The 18975-nt window shown below is 68.0% G+C and carries 16 protein-coding genes; 1 reads left to right on the top strand and 15 read right to left on the bottom strand.

The genetic code is table 11. The features are described 5' to 3' along the window. Positions 1-235: 235 nt before the first annotated feature. Positions 236-1366 carry a formylglycine-generating enzyme family protein gene (locus tag AB4061_RS25265; protein ID WP_441638630.1) on the top strand — a complete coding sequence of 377 codons (1131 nt, stop codon included), beginning with the start codon at positions 236-238 and terminating at the stop codon, positions 1364-1366. Between the two features lie 87 nt (positions 1367-1453). On the opposite strand, the gene AB4061_RS25260 is transcribed toward AB4061_RS25265, so the two are convergent. From AB4061_RS25260 to AB4061_RS25190, 15 genes are all read right to left on the bottom strand, one after another. Beyond that, positions 1454-2695: an NADH:flavin oxidoreductase gene (locus tag AB4061_RS25260; protein WP_441638628.1), complete on the bottom strand. Its 1242-nt coding sequence runs from the start codon at positions 2693-2695 to the stop codon at positions 1454-1456. A 229-nt stretch (positions 2696-2924) separates the two neighbouring features. Continuing rightward, positions 2925-5387 carry an efflux RND transporter permease subunit gene (locus AB4061_RS25255; RefSeq protein WP_441638626.1) on the bottom strand — a complete coding sequence of 821 codons (2463 nt, stop codon included), beginning with the start codon at positions 5385-5387 and terminating at the stop codon, positions 2925-2927. A gap of 57 nt (positions 5388-5444) precedes the next feature. Then, on the bottom strand, positions 5445-6425 hold the full coding sequence (locus AB4061_RS25250; protein ID WP_441638624.1) for a WD40/YVTN/BNR-like repeat-containing protein: 981 nt from the start codon (positions 6423-6425) through the stop codon (positions 5445-5447). A 72-nt stretch (positions 6426-6497) separates the two neighbouring features. After that, entirely contained in the window at positions 6498-7700 is a 1203-nt protein-coding gene (locus tag AB4061_RS25245; protein WP_441638622.1) for an acetyl-CoA C-acyltransferase, read from the bottom strand. 19 nt (positions 7701-7719) lie between these two features. After that, positions 7720-8175 carry a MaoC family dehydratase gene (locus AB4061_RS25240; RefSeq protein WP_441638620.1) on the bottom strand — a complete coding sequence of 152 codons (456 nt, stop codon included), beginning with the start codon at positions 8173-8175 and terminating at the stop codon, positions 7720-7722. A 221-nt stretch (positions 8176-8396) separates the two neighbouring features. After that, positions 8397-9215 (bottom strand): SDR family oxidoreductase, encoded by an 819-nt coding sequence (locus tag AB4061_RS25235; RefSeq protein WP_441638742.1) that lies wholly within the window; start codon positions 9213-9215, stop codon positions 8397-8399. A gap of 5 nt (positions 9216-9220) precedes the next feature. Continuing rightward, on the bottom strand, positions 9221-10435 hold the full coding sequence (locus tag AB4061_RS25230) for an acyl-CoA dehydrogenase family protein (RefSeq protein ID WP_441638618.1): 1215 nt from the start codon (positions 10433-10435) through the stop codon (positions 9221-9223). A 35-nt stretch (positions 10436-10470) separates the two neighbouring features. Continuing rightward, positions 10471-11667, bottom strand: coding sequence for an acyl-CoA dehydrogenase family protein (locus tag AB4061_RS25225; RefSeq protein WP_441638615.1), 1197 nt, complete (start codon positions 11665-11667; stop codon positions 10471-10473). A gap of 14 nt (positions 11668-11681) precedes the next feature. Beyond that, a complete protein-coding gene (locus AB4061_RS25220) occupies positions 11682-12557 on the bottom strand; it encodes an SDR family oxidoreductase (RefSeq protein WP_441638613.1) in 876 nt (291 codons plus the stop codon). Between the two features lie 50 nt (positions 12558-12607). Further along, positions 12608-13759 carry an acetyl-CoA C-acetyltransferase gene (locus tag AB4061_RS25215; RefSeq protein WP_441638611.1) on the bottom strand — a complete coding sequence of 384 codons (1152 nt, stop codon included), beginning with the start codon at positions 13757-13759 and terminating at the stop codon, positions 12608-12610. Positions 13760-13773: 14 nt separating this feature from the next. Continuing rightward, positions 13774-14883, bottom strand: a complete 1110-nt coding sequence (locus AB4061_RS25210) for an acyl-CoA dehydrogenase family protein (protein WP_441638609.1) — start codon at positions 14881-14883, stop codon at positions 13774-13776. Positions 14884-14935: 52 nt separating this feature from the next. After that, positions 14936-16105 (bottom strand): acyl-CoA dehydrogenase family protein, encoded by a 1170-nt coding sequence (locus AB4061_RS25205; RefSeq protein ID WP_441638607.1) that lies wholly within the window; start codon positions 16103-16105, stop codon positions 14936-14938. A 9-nt stretch (positions 16106-16114) separates the two neighbouring features. After that, positions 16115-16933 carry an enoyl-CoA hydratase family protein gene (locus AB4061_RS25200; RefSeq protein WP_441638605.1) on the bottom strand — a complete coding sequence of 273 codons (819 nt, stop codon included), beginning with the start codon at positions 16931-16933 and terminating at the stop codon, positions 16115-16117. Between the two features lie 12 nt (positions 16934-16945). After that, positions 16946-18082 carry a nitronate monooxygenase gene (locus AB4061_RS25195; RefSeq protein WP_441638603.1) on the bottom strand — a complete coding sequence of 379 codons (1137 nt, stop codon included), beginning with the start codon at positions 18080-18082 and terminating at the stop codon, positions 16946-16948. Next, a complete protein-coding gene (locus AB4061_RS25190) occupies positions 18079-18969 on the bottom strand; it encodes an enoyl-CoA hydratase (RefSeq protein WP_441638601.1) in 891 nt (296 codons plus the stop codon). Before AB4061_RS25190 ends, AB4061_RS25195 begins: the two co-directional genes overlap by 4 nt. Positions 18970-18975 lie beyond the last annotated feature (6 nt).

Below are 18975 nucleotides of genomic sequence, written 5' to 3'. Positions count from 1 at the left end.
CGCAGTGGCCGTGGCCGATCAAAGCGGGGTCCTGAGATGGCACACATAGATGCCGCAGTAGTCCGGGAAGACGATGCCAAGCAGCTGTATTATCACCACCATCGGATAGTCGGCGGCTCATCCTCTACCGTTTAAGGTGGACGACATCGCCGAGCCAGGCCGGGAATCAACACCGTGAATGCATCGTACGCCGCAAACAGATTGCGGGACGCTGCGACGAAAATTAGGAAATACCATGAAACGCCGAGCGCTTATCTCGGGATTACTGGCAACTGGAGTTGCCGGCGCGGCAGGGCTGCTGAGCGCGAAATACTTCAGGGATTCTTCCAAGACAAGCCAGTTCAAGGGACCCGTGATAGGCGATGGGGTGACAGGCCCCAAAGGCATGGTCTGGGTCCCAGGGGGGGCGTTCTTGATGGGCAGTTCATCCAAGCAGGCACTGCCCAGCGAAGGACCGGCTCACCGCGTTCAGGTCAGCGGGTTCTGGATGGACCGTTTCGATGTGACAAACGCCGATTTCAGGCGCTTCACTGAAGCCACCCGGTACGTCACAACAGCTGAGCGGAAACCAAGGTGGGAGGACATACGCCCGCAACTGCCGGCCGGCACGCCAGCGCCAGATCCCGGGACGCTTGTCCCCGGCAGCATGGTATTTGTCGGCACGAGCGAACCCGTTGAACTGGGCGATTGGTCGCGCTGGTGGAGGTATGTGCCTGGGGCTGATTGGCAGCATCCGCTCGGCCCCCAAAGCACGCTGGCCGATAAGGAAAATCATCCTGTGGTGCAGGTGTCATACGTTGATGCGCTGAACTACGCCCGTTGGGCTGGAAAGCGCCTGCCGACCGAAGTGCAGTGGGAGTTCGCCGCACGCGGCGGCCTCGAGCAAGCGGACTATGCCTGGGGAGACGAACTCACTCCCAATGGCAAGAAGATGGCCAATACGTGGGATGACCGGGCGCGTCAATTTCCGGTTGTCAGCCGCAATGAAAAGATCCAGGTTGGCACATTGCCGGTTGGCAACTTCGCGCCGAACGGCTATGGCATCTACGATATGGCCGGCAATGTCTGGCAATGGACGGCTGACTGGTATCGCTCCGACGCGTTCGCCATCGAGGCCCGTCAAGGACAGGTGTCCGATCCCCAAGGCCCCGTCGACTCCTATGACCCTGACGATGCAGGGGCTCCCGTCGACGCCCCCAAGCGCGTCATACGGGGTGGCTCCTTTTTGTGCAGCGAGACGTATTGCACCAGCTACCGGGTCAGCGCAAGGAGAGGATCAGACCCGTTTAGCGCCATGTCGCATCTTGGCTTCCGCACGATCGTGACCCAACAGGACTGGCTTGCCAGGAAATCAACTACCGGCTGACAGCGCGTCGGTCCGGGCGTGGCGTCAGGAAGCCGGGCGAAATCGGCCCGGCATCGGTGGTCGGAAGTCACGCAAATCTCAATCAGACTACCCGGCCGCCAGTATCGTGGTCAGCCTGGGATCGGCCGGTGGCCCGTAAATGCAGGAAACCCCGGCCGGATCATAGATCTTTGCAACGCAAGCATTACAGCTGTCGCATGCCGAACGTGTCACTGCGCCGGTTCGCCAGTGATCGGCCAGGGCCGGATCATGGATCAGCGCCCGCGCCAGGGCAACGCAGTCGAAGCCCTCGCCCAACAGTTGCCGCACATTGTCCAGCGACTTCACGCCGCCGATATAGGCCAGCGGCATCCGCACCGCCTGGCGGATCACCCGGGAGGCCTCGAGGAAATACAGTTCACGGAACTTCAGCTCGCGCGGGGTACGCTTCTCCAGAATCGAGATGCCGAACCTGGCCAGCGCGTGCGGCGCCGTGGCTTTCATCTGCGCCGTCGGCATCGCACTGCCAAACAGGACCCACGGGCTTTCGACATTACGTCCGCCACTCAGCGTCAGCAGGTCAGCCCCCTCCCTTTCCAGGATGCGCGCCGTGATGGCGGAATCCGCCGCCACGTTGCCGCCGGGCACACCGTCAACCACACTCAATTTGCAGCACACCGCCAGTTCCGCCCCGACGGCGTCCTTGACGTGGCGCAGCACCATCGCCGGGAAGCGCGTGCGGTTTTCCACGTCACCGCCAAAACGGTCGCGCCGCCGGTTGCTGAGCGGAGACAGGAACTGATTGAGCAAATAGCCGTGCCCCATGTGGATCTCGACAGCGTCGAAACCCGCCTCCCGCGCAAGGCGCGCAGCATCGGCGAACTGCGTGGCAACCCGGAACATATCGCTCTCGCGCATGGCGCGCTGGAAATACACGCCATACATCATGCCGAAGGCATTCGGGCCAGCCGATGCGGTCAGCGGCGCACGGCTCCCGCCATGCCGCATCATCGTAAACGAGCCGGCATGCGTAATCTGCAGGCAAGCCGCAGCGCCCTCTTGATGCACTGCGTCGGTCAGCACCCGCAGATGCGGTATGGCCTCGCGGGTCAGGACGAGCTGATGCGAGAAGGTCAGCCCCTCCTGCGCGACGGCGGCATACGCGACCACCGTCATGCCGATACCACCGGCAGCGATATCCCGGTGATGCTTGACCAGCGCCTGTGTCGGCAATCCTTGCGGTGTCATGCCCTCGTTCGCACCTGCCTTGATCAGGCGGTTGCGCAACGCAAGGGGGCCGATCCGGAGCGTTGAGAACGGCGATCCATCAGTGGGGGGCTGCTGCGACATCTTATTCTCCTTCCTGCGCGATTCTATGTCGCGCCTGGCATGCCACGCCCTGCCTCATGCGGCAGGGCAGCCGGCTACTATCGTTTGATGACTGTCCCACGGCCCGGCCCGGCCATCCGCGGGACGCTATGTCGAATCGCGAGGAATGCGCTATGCATTGTAATGCGTCCGGCGCGTTCGATTTTTTGCAAAGTCCCTGGGGGATGATGGATCTGGCCGACGCGGCGGTTCAGGCCACGTCCGACTTGAGCGGTCGCCCTTCGCCACCGACCATGTTGCCCACGCGGGCGTCCGCGCCGCGGGCTTTGTTGCCGGCCAGCCGGCGTTCCTCCTCTTCCACGCTCAGCCAGCTCGCCAGCGCCGGCAACAGGAAGACGGCGCCGAACAGGTTGACCATAAACATGAAGGCCAGCAGGATGCCCATGTCCGCCTGGAACTTGAGCGCCGCGAAGGCCCACGTACCCACCCCGATGCACATCGTCATGGCGGTGAACAAGGCGGCGTTGCCACGCTGGCGCATGGCCTCGGCGAACGCCTGCGGCAGGCTCTGCCCCTCATGGCGCAGCTGGTGCTGCATGCGCTCATAGAGATAGATGCCGTAGTCCACGCCAACCCCTACGCCCAACGTGATCACCGGCAGCGTCGAGACCTTCAGGCCGATCCCCAGCCGCGACATCAGCGCGCTGCAAAGGACGGACACCAGCGTCAGCGGCACGATGATGCACAGCACGGCCCGCCAGGAACGGAAGGTCAGCAGGCACAGCAGCGTGATGGCGCCAAAGATCGCCAGCAGCATGGTTACCTCGGCTTCGTCCACCGCTTCGTTGGTGGCTGCCATCACGCCGATATTGCCGCCGGCGAGGCGGAACGCCACGTTCGGCGTCTTGTCCGCGGCAATAAGGTGCTGAATCTCCTTGACGATATGGGCAATGGTGGCGCCTTCGTGATTGGCTGTGTAGATCAGCACCTGGATGGCCTGGCAGTTCGCGGTGTTCATGCCATTCTCCGGATCGAAGGCTTTGGCGCCCTGGGTCAGGCCATCGCTATTGCGCGGCAGCGCCTCCCAGCGCGGATTGCCTTCGTTGAAGGCGCCGATCATCACCTTGGCAAGCGACGGCACGCTCACCACCGATTGCACATCCGCCACACCGCGCAGGTTCATCTCGAAGCGCTCCACCGCGCTCATCACCGGATAGTGCAGGCAGGCGTCGTCAAAGCCTTTGGGTTCCACCACCACCGTGAGCACGTCCACGCCGATGTTGTACTGGCCGACGATCTGCGCGTTATCGCGGTTATAGCGCGAGTCGGCGCGCAGTTCCGGGGCACCGTTGCCGATATCGCCGACCCTTAGTCCCCGTGACTGCACCGCACCGAACGCCAACAGCGCCAGCGACACGCCGAACACCACCAGTGCCGGCCCCGGGCGGGCAAAGCGGCCGAACCGGTTCCAGAAAGTGCCATGCCGCCCGGCACGCGCCCTGGCGGCCGCCACCACGCGCGGCTCCAGGCGCGTGTATGACAGCAGCAGCGGCAGGAACACCTTGTTGGTGACGATCATCAGCAATACGCCGAGGCATGCGGTAATGCCCAGCTCACGCACGATCTCGATCTCGATGCGCATGATGACCATGAAACCCAGTGCATTGGTCAGCAAGGCCACCGTGCCGGGGATGAACAGCTTGCAAAAGGCCGCGCGCGCGCTCTCGACCGGGTCATTGCCCAACACAACTTCCTGTTTCCAGGCATTGGTCATCTGCACCGCATGCGAGACGCCGATGGAAAAGATCAGGAACGGCACCAGAATGGACATTGGGTCGATGCCGTAGCCCAGCAGCGGCAGCAAGCCGAGCAGCCAGCCCACCGGCAGCAGCGCCACCACCAGCGCCAGCACGGTAATGCTCAGCGAACGCGTGTAGAAGAACAGCATCAGCGCCGTCACCGCAAAGGCCAGCGCGAAGAACACCATGACCCCGGCAATGCCGTCTTCCACATCGCCGACAAGCTTGGCGAAGCCGATAATGCTCACTTCCACATCCGTGCCGCCCAGGCCGGTGCGGATTTGCTCCAACTGGCGTGCCACCTTGCCATAGTCGAGCGCCTTGCCCGTAACGGGATCCACATCGCTCAGATCGGCGCGGATCAGCGCGGACTTCAGGTCATTGCTTACCAGCCGGCCGATCTGGCCTGAGCGAGCCGCGTTGCGGCGTACCTGGTCGAGCTGCTCCGGGGTACCGGAGTATCGGCCCGGTACCACCACATCCCCCCGGAATCCCACCTCGGTCACCTCGGTGTAGCGCACATTCGGGGTAAACAGCGAGAACACATGTGAGCGGCGCACGCCTGGAATGAAGAACACATCGTCGGTAGCACGACGCAGCTTGTCCATGAAGGCCGGGTTGTAGATATCGCCTTCGCCCTTCCAGCGCAAGCTGATCAGCACGGTATTGGCCCCGGAGAACGTGCCGGCATACTTGGTGAACACCTGCATATAGGGATGCTGCAGCGGGATCATCTTGTTGAATCCCGGATCGAGCCGCAAGCGCGTGGCGGACATGCCCATCGCCACGGTCATCGCCAAGCACAGCACCAGCAACAGGCGGCGGCGCCGGATCAACAGGTCCGCGCAATGCGCGACGAAGCGGCTCAGGCGGGAGGTGGTGGCCCGGGGGCCGGGGAGTTCGGGGCGGGTCATGGCGTTCTCGCTTCTATGCAATGCGGTGAGGTGCTGAGAGCTGCGGCAGGAGGAAGATCAGGGCGCGGCATGCGGGGCCAGGTTGAAGCGGGCAATCCCCGCGTTGCCGGCCAGCGTCAGGGCATTCCCCCTTGTGGCAGGAATGAGCGCAGCCAGCGTCTGCGCGCTGCCGCCCGCCACCGGCTTGAAATGGCGCCCGCCGTCCGCCGAGACGGCCAGCATGCCGCCCTGGCCGGCCACCGCGATGCGGCCGTCGGCCAGTTGCACGCCACCGAAGAACGAGGTCTTGAGCCCCACCTCGGCAGCCTCCCAGCTCGCGCCGAAGTCGGCGCTGCGCAGCACGTTGCCGCGCATGCCATAGACCAGCCAGGCGCCGTCGCGCAGCGGCAGCACGCCATAGAGCGAGCCCTCGTAGGGCATCTTGACCGCTTCCCAGGTGCTGCCGCCATCGGCGGAGCGCAGCACCAGGCCGCTCTCGCCTACCAGCATCAGGCGGCCCTGATGATCACCGGCAATGCCGTTCAGGTGCTTGTCCTGCATCAGCGGCGTGGCTGCGGACTGCCAGTGCCCGCCCTGGTCGTGCGACACCAGGAAGCGCCCGAAGCTGCCGATGGCGAACCACGGGCCGGTCGCCTGGCCCCAGACCCCCAACAGGGGGTCCGACTGCGCCGCATCGAAGGCCACCTGTTGCCAATGCTCACCGCCGTCGGTGGTGCGCAGGATCCAGCCGCTGTGGCCGACCGCCACGCCGACCTTGTCGTCCTTGCCGCCGGCAAAGACAAGCTGCGTGAGCGCGGCGCCGTGCTCCGGCATCACGCTGGCGAGCCGCCAGTGCGCCCCTTCGTCGTCGCTGAGCAATATCGTGCCGCGCTCGCCGACCGCCACCAGGCGGTTGCCGGACCGGGCGATGCCATTGAGCTGCAGCCGATCCGCCCGCAGCACGGTGGCGGCGAAGGCAGGCAAGGGCCGCGGCGAGAAGGACCATGCCGCGGCAGCCAATACCGTCAGCGACATGGCGATGCCAATCACTTTTTTCATTGTCGTCTCCTCCGTGCCGGGGGGCATGGCCGGCCTTGTGCTGGCCGTTCGCACTGCCACCGGCAATGGCCGCTACAGCACGTCGAACAGCGCGGCAGCGCCCATGCCGCCGCCGATGCACATTGTCACCACCGCATGCGCGGCGCCGCGCCGGCGCGCTTCGAGCAAGGCGTGCGCGGTCATGCGCGCGCCTGACATGCCGAAGGGATGGCCGATCGCGATGGCGCCGCCATTGACGTTCAGGCGCGCGTCCGGAATGCCCAGCATGTCCCGGCAGTACAGCACCTGGCAGGCAAAGGCTTCATTCAGTTCCCACAGGCCAACGTCCTTGACCGTCAGACCGTGGCGCGCCAGCAGCCTGGGCACGGCGAACACCGGGCCGATGCCCATCTCGTCCGCCGCGCAGCCGGCCACGGCCATGCCGCGATAGCGGCCCAGCGGGCGCAAGCCGCGGCGCTCGGCCTGCTCGCGGCTCATCAGCAGCACGGCGGCGGCACCGTCCGACAGTTGCGAGGCATTGCCCGCGGTGATGTGGAGCCCTTGCGGCACCGCGCGCCCGCCGCTCCATACCGGCTTGAGCGCGGCCAGGCTGTCGGCGCTGGTATCGGGCCGATTGCATTCGTCCTGCGCGAGGCGCACGGTTTCGTGCCCGGCGAGTGCGCCCGTCTTGTCGAACAGCGCGCGGCGCGTCTCCAGTGGCACGATCTCGTCGTCGAACAAGCCCTGCCGCTGCGCCTCCGCGGTGCGCTGCTGGCTGCGCAGCGCGTAGTCATCCTGCGCCGCCCGGGCAATGCCATAGCGTTGCGCCACCACTTCGGCGGTCTCGATCATTGCCATATAGGCGTCCGGCTGCCGGGCCAGCACCGCCTCGGATTGCGCGCGATAGGCGTTCTTGTGCTTGTTCTGCGTCAGCGAGATCGACTCGGCGCCGCCGGCCACCACGATGTCGGCCTCGCCGCAGATGATGCTTTTCGCGGCCGTGGCGATGGTCATCAGCCCCGACGAACACATGCGGTCCATGGTCATGCCCGGCACGCTGTCTGGCAGGCCCGCCGCCACCGCGCACAACCGGCCCAGGTTGTAGCCCTGCGTGCCCTGCTGCGCTGCGGCGCCGATCAGTACATCGTCGACCTCGGCCGGGTCGATCCCCGCCCGCTCGACCACGGCGCGCACCACGTGCCCGCCCAGCGCCGGCGCCTCGGTATCGTTGAAGGCGCCGCGGAATGCCTTACCGATGGGCGTACGCGCCACGGCGACAATGACTGCTTCTCTCATGCTGCTTTCCTTGGAAGGATCAAAAGCAATAGCGGCTGATGGTGTCGGCCACGCAAGCGGGCTTATCCTCGCCCTCGATTTCCACGCTGACGCGCACCACCGACTGCACACCGCCGGGCAGCGCCTGCGCACGCACCAGCTCGCCCACGCCGCGCAGGCGCTTGCCGACCCGCACCGGCGCCGGGAAGCGCACCTTGTCGCAGCCGTAGTTGACACCCCAGCGCAGGTTTTCGACCGTCAGGATCTCCGGCAGGAACTGGTTGACCAGCGACAGGGTGAGATAGCCGTGCGCAATGCAGGCGCCAAAGGGGCCTTGCGCAGCGCGCTCGGGATCCACATGCAGCCATTGGTGGTCGCCCGTGGCCTCGGCGAAGCCGTCGATGCGCTCCTGCGTGATGACGGTCCAGGCGCTGTGGCCCAGGTGCTCGCCGACGGCGCTCATCAGCGCCTCGGCGGAATTGAATATTCGTGTCATGGCTCTCCTTGCCTCGCTTCTTGCCTGTTGCGGGGTTCCTGCTCCGCACCGGCCACTGGTTATCTCCCGTGCCAGTCGCCGATCTCCATCGCCGGTTTGCTCCCCTCTCCCCAACCCTCTCCCCATGAGGGGAGAGGGAGCGACAGCCGTCGTCATGCCAGACGGCTTTGGCGCATCCTGCCGGCTTCGGCTAATGCCTCTGGTTTTCTCCCCAACCGCCGCTACGCCCGCTGACTGCTGACAGGCAACACTTCGCCCGTCATATACGACGCATAGTCGCTAGCCAGGAACACCATCACATTCGCCACCTCCCACACCTCGGCCGCCCGCCCGAACGCCTCGCGCGAGGCCAGGTCCCGCAGCAGGTCCGCCGGCGCTGATTTCCGCAGGAAATCGTGCAAGGCGATACTCGGCGCCACCGCATTGATGCGCACGCCAAACTCCGCAGCCTCCACCGCGCTGCAGCGTGTCAGCGCCATCACGCCAGCCTTGGCTGCGGCATAGTGGGCCTGCTCCTTCTGCGCCCGCCAGCCCAGCACCGAAGCGTTGTTGACGATGACCCCGCGCCGGCGCGCCTGCATATGCGGCAGCATGGCCCGCGTCATGCGGAAGGTGCCGGTAAGCGTAATGTCGAGCACCCGCGACCATTCGGCATCGTCCATCTCGACTATGCGGCGCGACCCGCCCAGCCCGGCGTTGTTGATCAGCACATCGGTGCCGCCCAGGGCCTCCTCGGCCACCGCCACCAGGGACCGCACCTGGGCCTGGTCGGAGACGTCGCAAAGCTGGCCATGGATCGCCTGCAAGCCGGTCTCGGCGCGCAGGGTTGCCACTGCCTCGCTGAGCCGCTTCTCGTGGATGTCGGAGATCATCAGCGCGCGGCAGCCCTCCTCCGCGCAGCGGCGGGCGGCGGCAAAACCGATGCCCGCGCCGGCGGCGGCGGTGATCAGCACGCTCTTGCCGGCCAGCAGCTGGTGGCCCGCCACATAGGCCGGCGGGGGGAGCGGGGTGCCGGCCGCGGCCGGTTGCTTGTCTGCCATTTCAGTCATGACTGTCCTCTGGCCTCGCGGGGCATGCACAGCCCGCGCTCGGCGATGATGTTGAGCTGGATTTCGTTGGTACCGGCGTAGATGGTGTCGGCGCGCGAGAACAGCGCCATTTGCTGCAGGCGCGTGCGGCGCACGTCCGCTTCGTCGATCCGGTTGGCGTCGGGGCCGAGCACGTCGAGCGCGAGCTGGCCCAGGTCGCGATGCCAGTTCGACCAGTAGTACTTGTAGATCAGGGTCTCGCGCTGCAGCGCCGCGCTGGCATCGCCGGCACCGCCCTCGCCGCCTTCCAGCATGCGCAGCGCGTTGTAGCGCATCACCCGCAGGCCGGCCCAGGCGCGCGCCATGCGCTGGCGCAGCGGCGCGTCCTGCCAGGCGCCGTTCGCGCGCGCGGCCTCGGTGATCCAGCCCAGCTCGTGGGTGAACTGCATTTGCTGGCCCAGGGTGGAGATGCCGCGCTCGAAGCCCAGCAGCGCCATGGCGATGCGCCAGCCGTCGCCCGGCGCGCCCAGCACATCGCCGGCGGCGGCGCGCGCGCCATCGAAGAACACCTCGTTGAACTCCACGCCGCCACCCATCTGGCGGATCGGGCGGATCTCCACACCCGGCTGCGCCAGCGGCATCAGCAGGAAGACCAGGCCCTTGTTGCCGCGCGACGCCGGATCGCAGCGCGCCAGCACGAAGATCCAGTCCGACTCGTGGGCCAGCGAGGTCCACACCTTCTGCCCGCTCACGCGCCAGTCCCCGGTGACCGGATCGCGCTCGGCGCGGGTGCGCACATTGGCGAGATCCGAGCCAGCGCCCGGCTCCGAGTAGCCCTGGCACCAGAACTCGGTGCCGTTGCGGATGCCTGGCAGGAAGCGGGCCTTCTGCGCCTCGCTGCCGAAGGCGATCAGCGTGGGACCGATCAGCCCTTCGCCAATATGGCCCATGCGGCCGGGGCCGCCGGCACGCGCGTACTCCTCCTGGAAGATCACCTGCGACATCACCGGCAAGCCGCGCCCGCCGTGCGCCTGCGGCCAGCCCACGCAGGTCCAGCCGCCTTCGGCCAGGCGGCGCTCCCAGGCTTTGCGCAGCCCGGGATGTGCCTCTTCGTCGCCGGGCCCGCCGCGATGCCTCAGGCAGTCGAATTCGCCGCGCAGGTTGGCGGACATCCAGTCCGCCACCTCCGCGCGAAGTTGCGCTTCCCCGGCGAAGGCATTTTGGTTTTCCATCGAATCCATGCTTATCCTTGCGCTGCTGATATGGCTCATGCGGCCAACAGGCCGTCGGCGATCCGGGCGAGCGCGGCGGCAGCGCCCCCCAGCCAGCTGCCGGCGGCTTGCGCGCGCTTGAAATAGAGCTGGGGGTCGTACTCCCAGGTAAAACCCACGCCGCCGTGCAACTGGATGGCCTCCTGGGCACAGAAGCCGAAGGCGTCGCCGGCGGCAACGCGCGCCGCGGCAACATCGAGCCTGGCTGCGTCGATCCTGCCGCCTGCCGCGGCTGCCTGCCAGGCGCGCGCGGCGCCGTGCACCGCGGAGCGCGCCGCCTCCACCGCCACCATCATCTGCGCGCAGCGGTGCTTGACGGCCTGGAAGGAAGCGATCGTCCGGCCAAACTGGATGCGCTCGGCGGCATAGGCCACGGTGAGGTCAAGGCATTGCTGGGCGCCGCCGAGCTGCTCGGCGGCGAGCATCAGGCTGCCGTGCCACATGGCGGCGCCCACGCCCACCGCTACCCCGGCGCCTTGCGCCAGGCAAGCCTTAGCCTCCACGCGCAGCCCGTCGAAGACGAGATCGGCCAGCGGGCGGGTACGGTCCAGCACGTCCAGCTGGCGCAGCCCGAAGCCTGGCTGGCCTGCCAGCGCTGCCGTTTGCAGCAAGAACAGCGCCGGCTGCCCTGCCGCGTCGCCGGACAGGCGCGCGGGCACCAGCAGCCAGTCCGCGCCGACGGCGTCGAACACCTGCGCAACCTGCCCGTCCAGCACGAAGCCGTCCCCAGCCGAGGCGGCAGTGACGGTCAGCGCATCGGCATCGAGCACGCCTTGCGCGCCGGGCGCCATCCAGGCAGGCAAGGCGAGCGCGGCCCGTGCCTCGCCCTGCGCCAGCCGCGCCAGCCACGGCGCGGCGGCCTCTGGCGCAAGGCTGCCCGCCAGCGCCGGGGCCGCCAGGCAGATGGCCGACCAGTACGGCACGCAGGCCAGCCGCTGGCCCATCTGCTCCATCAGCAGCGCCAGCTCGACGGCGCCCAGCCCGGCGCCACCGGCCGCCTCCGGCAAGGCGATGCCGCACCAGCCCAGCTCGCCGGCCATTTCCCGCCAGAGGGCGGTGTCATGGCCGTCCCGCGCCGCGCCCGCAACCGCATCCACCACCCGCCGGACCGCCGCCGAATCGCTGCGCACGGCCAGGAAATCGCGCGCGGTGTCGCGGATCATTTGTTGTTCCAGGGAGAGCGTGAAGCGCATCGTCCGTCCTCGCCTCAGGCGCCGTAGACGCGTTGCGCGGGCTCGGCGCGGGCGAGCAGCGCGTCGATCGCGCCCCCCAGCTCGGCCGCTTGCCAGCGCGCGCCCTTGTCGGCGCTCACGCCGGTTCGCCAGCCGTCCGCCACCGCCACCATGCCGCCCGCCGCCTCGAACACGCGGCCGGTGACATGGCGCGAGGCCGGGCTGCCGAGCCAGACCACCAGCGGCGCGATATTGGCCGGGTCGTAGTAGTCGAAGCCTTCGGCCGGCGCTTTCATCATCTCCGCAAATACGCCTTCGGTCATGCCGGTGCGGGCCGCCGGCGCGAGCGCATTGGCGGTGATGTCATAGCGCTCCAGTTCCGCGGCCTGCACCAGGGTCAGCGCGGCAATGCCGGCCTTGGCGGCGGCGTAGTTGGACTGGCCCACCGAGCCTTGCAGCCCCGCGCCGGAGCTGGTGTTGACGATGCGCGCATCGACCGGCCGCCCGGCCTTGGCCGCGTCGCGCCAGCGCCGGGCCAGCAGGTTGGCCAGGCAGAAGTGGCCGCGCAGGTGCACGCGCATCACATCGTCCCAGTCCGCCTCGCTCAGGCTGACGAACATGCGGTCGCGGCAGATGCCGGCGTTGTTGACCAGCACGTGCACCTCGCCGAAGGCCGCCAGCGCGGCATCGACGATGCGCTGGGCCGTGGCCAGTTGCGTGATGTCGTCGTCGCTGGCGAGCGCCTGCCCACCTTGCGCGCGGATCTGCACGCATACCGCCTCGGCCGCCTCGCGGCGAATATCGTTGACCACCACGCTGGCGCCTTCGGCGGCGAAGGCCAGCGCGTAGGCGCGCCCCAGGCCGCCGCCAGCGCCGGTGATGATGACGGTCCGTCCGTCGCAGATTCCCATGTCGCTACTCCCCTTATCCGTTACTTGCGCCAATGCCCCGGGAACCCGGCTCACAGGCGCTCGATGATGGTGACGTTGGCCAGGCCGCCGCCCTCGCACATGGTCTGCAGGCCGTAGCGGCCGCCCGTGCGCTCCAGTTCGTGCAGCAGCGTGGTCATCAGCCGCGCGCCGGTAGCGCCCAGCGGATGCCCCAGCGCGATGGCGCCGCCGTTAGGGTTGGTGCGCTCGGCCGGGTAGCCGGTCTCGGCCAGCCAGGCCATCGCCACCGAGGCGAACGCCTCATTGATCTCCACCACGTCGATGTCTTCCCAGCGCAGGCCGCTGCGCGCAAGCGCGCGTTTCGTGGCGGGAATGGGCGCAGTCAGCATCCACAGCGGGTCGTCGCCCATCACGCTCATATGGGCGATACGCGCGCGCGGCGTCAGCCCGTAGCGCTTGAGCGCGTCTTCGGAGACCACCAGCAATGCCGCCGCCGCGTCCGCGGTCTGGCTGGACACGGCGGCGGTCAGTGCACTACCGGGCATCAGCGGTTCGAGCGATGCCATCTTGGCGAGCGTGGTATCGGGCCGTGGCGTTTCGTCGTGGACTACACCTTCGCAAGACACGATCTCGCGCTGGAAGCGGCCGCTCTCGATGGCCATGGCAGCGCGCTGGTGGCTTTGCAGCGCATAGACTTCCATCGCCTCGCGCGACAGCTTCCAGTGCTCGGCAATCCGCTGCGCGGCGTGGAACTGCGACACCGGCTGATCACCGAAGCGGGCCTGCCAGCCCCTGCTGCCGGAGAACGGATCGGAAAAGCCAAGCGCCTGCCCGGCCAGCATGGCCGACGAGATCGGGATCTGCGTCATGGTCTGCACGCCGCCGGCGACGACCACGTCCTGGTTGCCGCTCATCACCGCCTGCGCGGCGAAGTGCACGGCCTGTTGCGACGACCCGCACTGGCGATCCACGGTCACGCCGGGCACCGTAAGCGGCAACCCGGCGGCCAGCCAGGCGCTGCGGGCGATATTGCCGGCCAGCGGCCCGATGGTGTCGACGCAGCCGAACACCACGTCGTCGTACTCCGCGGCCGGGATGGCGTTGCGGCCCACCAGCTCGGCCAGCACGAAGCCGCCAAGGTCGGCCCCGTGCATATGCGCCAGGCCACCCTTGCGGCGTCCGGTCGGGGTGCGCAGCGCGTCGACGATATATGCGTCTCTCATGGTCATTCCGCCTGTCAAAGTGTTGATGCCAAGTTGGCTGTGGTGGCAAAGGTGGCAAAGGTGGCACCGGCGCCGATCGGCACGGCCCCCCCGAGGATGTGCGCGTCCACGCGCGCCTTGTGGAAGGCCCGGTCGCCCCAGCTATCGGCCAAGGCCCAGGCGCGCTTCATGAAGATCTGCAGGTCCAGCTCCCAGGTGTAGCCCATGGCGCCGTGCACCTGCATGGTGTGGCGTGCCGCGAGCAGCGCTGCGCGCGTGGCGGCCAGCAGCGCGTGCGACGTATGCAGCCCTGCGGTGCCATGGCCTTGCGCCAGCGTGCAGGCCGCGCGGTACACCACCGGCTTGGCGAATTCGTGCTGGATGGCGACATCCGCCAGCAGGTGCTTGAGCGCCTGGTTGGCGCCGATGGCCTTGCCGAACTGCTTGCGCTGGATGCTGTAGTCGATGGCGATATCCAGCATGCGCTGCGTCAGGCCGAGCATCTGCGCGGCGACGCCGAGCGCCCCGCGGTTGAACGCGGCTTCCCACACGGGCTTCGCGGCCGTCGCGGGCAACAGCAGGCTGCCGTCGTCCGGCGCCCAGCTGAGCGCGAAGAGCCGGCGTGAAGGATCAAGGCTCGTGTGCGCGGCGAGTGTCGCCTGCGCCGGCAGCACCAGGTGCAGCGCGCCGCTGTGCTCGCAGAGGATGGCGTCGGCGACATGGGCGTCGGCCACCATGGCTTGTCCCGGATGCGCCACCGCCACGCGCGCGCTGCCGTCCGCGATGCGGCGCAGCCAGCTTTCGCAGCGTTCGCGGATGCTTGCGTCCTGCGTGGCGGCGTGGCAGTCCGACAGCATGCCGGCCGCCACCAGCGCGGTGTCCAGCAACGGCTCGGCGAGGGCGAAGTAGCCGCACTCCTGCGCCAGCGGCGCCCATTCGGTTTCCGACAGGCCCAGGCCGCCGCAAGCCTCCGGCACCAGCACGGCCGTCAGGCCCTGCCCGGCCAGCCGCTGCCAAAGCGCATCGGAGCGGCCGCTTGCGCTGCTCCATTGTTCCCGCGCCAGTTCCGGCGTCATTTCGATCATCAGGAAGCGCCTGATCGAATCGACGAACTGTTGCTGCTCTTCGTTAAATGCGAATTCCATCGTGGTTCACGGTTGGGTCGGGGACGATGCCGGACGGTCTGCCGCCGCGCGCTCAGGCGCGCGGCATCCCCAGCATGCGTTCGGCGACGATGTTGCGCTGGATCTCATTGGTGCCCGCGTAGATCGGTCCGGCCTGCGCGAACAGGAAGCCGTCCAGCCAGGCACCGAGCGTGCCTTGCACCGCGTCTTGCGCGGGCACCAGCTCGCCCCGCTGGCCGAGGATCGCCAGCGCGGTTTCGTGCATGCGGATATCCAGCTCGGACCAGAACACCTTGTTGGTGCTGGACTCCGCGCCGATCTGTCCGCCCTTGACCAGCCTGCTGGCGGTGGCGTAGGTGGATAGCGCATAGGCTTCGGCATCCATCCAGGCGCGCGTGACCGCTTCGCGCAATGAAGGATCGCGGTCGGCCTGCTCCCGATTCTCGAGATAGAGTTGCACCAGCGCCCGCGCGGTCTCCTGGAAGCGCGCCGGCGAGCGCAGCATCAGGCCGCGCTCGAAACCGGCCGTCGCCATCGCCACGTGCCAGCCCGCGCCCTCCGCCGCCAAGCGGTTCTCCGCCGGCACCCGCACATCGTCGAAAAAGATCTCGGCAAAGCCGGTCAGGCCATTGAGCTGGCGGATGGGCCGCACCGTGATGCCCGGCGTATCCAGCGGCATCAGCAGGAAGGTCAGGCCGTGGTGGCGCGACGAGCCGGGATCAGTGCGGAACAGGCCGAACAGCCAGTCGGCCCAGACCGCGCGAGTCGACCAGATCTTCTGCCCGTTGAGCACGTACTCGTCGCCCTGCCGGATGGCGGTGCAGCGGATCGCGGCCATGTCGGAGCCCGCGTTCGGCTCCGACCAGCCCTGCGCCCATACGTGCTCGCCGGCGGCCATGCGCGGCAGGAAACGCGCCTTCTGCTCCGGCGTGCCGAACTCCATCAAGGTCGGCCCGAGCAGGAAGATGCCGTTCTGGTTGACGCGCATCGGCGCGCCAGCCCGCCAGTACTCCTCCTCGAAGATCAGCCATTCGATCAGGTCGCAGCCGCGTCCGCCCAGTTCCTTGGGCCAGGTGACCATGCTCCAGCGCCCCTCGTACAGGGTGCGCTCCCAGTCGCGATGCTGCGCGAAGCCTTCGGCGGTGTCGAAGCTGGCCAGCGGTGCGCGCGGCGCGCGCTCGGCCAGCCAGGCACGGATCTCGGCGCGGAGGGCCTGCTGGCGTTCGGTGTATTCGAGATGCATCTGGCAACCTCAGGCGTTGACGGTGGGAGCCTGCGCCGCGAAGCGCGCCTCGCGCCCTTCCACGAAGGCGGCACGCGCCTCGTCGGAATCCGCGCTCATATAGGCTTGCAGCGTGAAGCCCTGCTCCCAGCGGTACTTGTCCTCGAGGTTGCCATCCTCCACGCCGTTGAGCGCCTCCTTGGCCAGGCGCACCATGGCCGGGCTCTTCTGCGCGATCCGCCGCGCCATCTCCAGTGCGGTATCGCGCAACGCCGTGCGCGGCACCACCCGCTCCACCGCGCCCAGGCGGTAGGCTTCGGCGGCGTCGATCATGTCGCCGGTGAAATACATCGCCCGCACTTTCTGCACGCCAAACATGCGCTGCAGGTGAGCACCGCCACCCATGGCGCCACGGTCGATCTCCGGCACGCCGAAGCGCGCGCACTCGGCGGCAATCAGGATGTCGGCCGCCCCACAGATACCGATGCCGCCGCCGAGCACGAAGCCATGCACCGCCGCGATAACAGGCTTTGGATTGCAGTGGACCGCGCGGAAGGTGGCATAGTTGCCGGCATTGACCTCCACGATGCGCTGCGGGTGGGCCGCCAGCTCCTTGATGTCGACCCCTGCGCAGAAGCCGCGCCCCTCGCCGCGCAGCACGATCACGCGCACGGCGTCATCCCTGCCGAGCCGCTCGATGGCCGCCGCCAGCGCATGCCAGCCCGCGCTGTCCAGCGCGTTTACCGGCGGATGGGCGATGGCCAGTTCCGCCACGCCGTCCCGCACCTCGATGTGGAAGGGCTGGGTACCGTCCTGCGCTACAGGCTCGCTTGATTTCGTCGTTGTCATGAACGTCTGCCTTCAATGGATGGCTTGGATGGGGGTGCGGTGGTCCGGCCTTGCGCTGGCCGGCTCGGCCAGATTGCCTTCCGGCGCCTGCCCCGCCAGGGCGGCCAGGCGCGCCTGGGCCTGCGCGGCGATGCGGGCAACGATCTGCTCGCAGGATTCAATGGCGCCAATGGCCGCCGCGGCCTGTCCGCTCGGCAGCACGCCTTCGTCGGGATGGCCCTCTACCATGGCGCGCTGGATCAGCACTGGCGCGTTGGCCGCCATCAGCGTTTGCGCCGTGGTGTAGTCATGCTGGCGCAGCGCTCGCCAGCCAACCGCCAGCATCTGCGCGAGCCCCATGCCGCTGTGCCGGCGCCACTGGCGGGCGGTGGCCAGCGCCATCAGCGTGCGGCGCAGCGGTCCGGCCTGCTCCAGCGCCAGCAGCAGGCGGTTGTCGATCATCCGCTGCGGCAAGCCGTCGATGGCAAGCGAAACGCGGATCTGCGCCGCGTCCCGGACGGCCACGTAGCGCGCCAGCGTCTGCGCCGGCACCGGCGACTCGCTGGACATCAGGAAGCGCGTGCCCATGGCGATGCCCGCCGCGCCGTAGGCCAGCGCCGCCGCCAGCCCACGGCCGTCGAAAAAGCCGCCCGCAGCCACCACCGGCACCGCCACCTTGTCCAGCACTTGCGGCAGCAGCAGCGTGGTGGGCGTGCCACCCGTATGCCCGCCGCCCTCGCCGCCCTGGACGGTCACCACGTCGGCGCCCAGCTCCACGGCCTTGGCGGCGTGCTTGGCCGCGCCCACGGTCGGCATGCACACCACGCCAGCGGCCTTGAGCCGGCCGATCATCGCCGCATCCGGCCCGCGCCCGTAGCTGACCGCGCGCAGCCGGTGGCGGATGGCCATCTCGACCACTTCGTCGGCGTTGGGCTGGAACATATGGAAGTTGATGCCGAAGGGCTGGCCGGTGAGCGCCTTCACCCGCAGGATCTCTTGCTCGACTTCGCCCGGCTCGATGGTGGCGCCGGCCAGGAAGCCGAAGGCCCCGGCACTGCTGGTGGCGGCCACCAGGCGGGCATCGGCCACCCAGCCCATCGCGGTCTGCACGATCGGGTAGCGGCAACCCAGCAAGTCGCACAGCACGGTATGCAAGGGCGCGCCGCTCATGCCGCCTTCTCCTCGCCGGTGCGTTGCGATGCCGCCATGGCGCGTGCGTCGAAGCCGCCCAGCTTGTCGCCGCTGACCAGTTCGTTGTGCGCGTGGGCGAAGTGGTGCCAGGCAAAGGCGGCATCCATGGCCGCGCGCTTGCCCTGCAGTTCTTCAACGTAATTGATGGCCTGCTTGGTGAGGCTCAAGCCCAGCCGCGGCATCTGCGCGATCTTGGCTGCCATGCCCTGCACGGTGGCATCCAGCGCCTCGCGCGGGACCACGCGATTGACCATGCCCATCTGGTAAGCGCGCTGGGCATCCATGCGCTCGCCCATGAAGAGAAATTCCTTGGCGATGCGCGGATTTAGCTCGTAGGCGTGAGCGAAATACTCCACACCCGGAATGCCCATGCGCACCACCGGATCGGCGAAGAAGGCGTCGTCCGACGCCACGATCAGGTCGCACACCCAGGCCAGCATCAGGCCGCCGGCAATGCAGGCACCGTGCACCATGGCGATGGTCGGCTTGGGCAGGTCGCGCCAGCGCCGGCACATGCCGAGGTAGACCTCCTGCTCACGGGTGTAAAGCATCTCGCCGCCCGGCTTGCCCACATGGTCGGGCCAAAGCGAAACGCGGTCGAATGACTCGCCGATGTCGCGCCCCGGCGTGCCGATATCGTGCCCGGCCGAGAAATGCTTGCCGGCGCCGCGCAGGATCACGACCTTGACCGCATCGTCGGCAGCCGCGCGCCGGAACGCCTCGTCCAACGCGTAGGTCATCTTAGAGTTCTGCGCGTTGTGGTACTGCGGCCGGTTCATGGTGACGGTGGCCACGCCGTCGGCCGCCTCAAAGAGCACCTCGGCGTTGGGGCCCAGCCCGAGGGATTCGGTGGCTTGCGATGACATGGTGTT

The sequence above is a fragment of the Cupriavidus sp. YAF13 genome, assembly GCF_052113425.1.
Classification (GTDB): domain Bacteria; phylum Pseudomonadota; class Gammaproteobacteria; order Burkholderiales; family Burkholderiaceae; genus Cupriavidus.
Note: the sequence above shows the minus strand (reverse complement) of the source record. Positions and strands in the feature narration are given on the sequence as shown.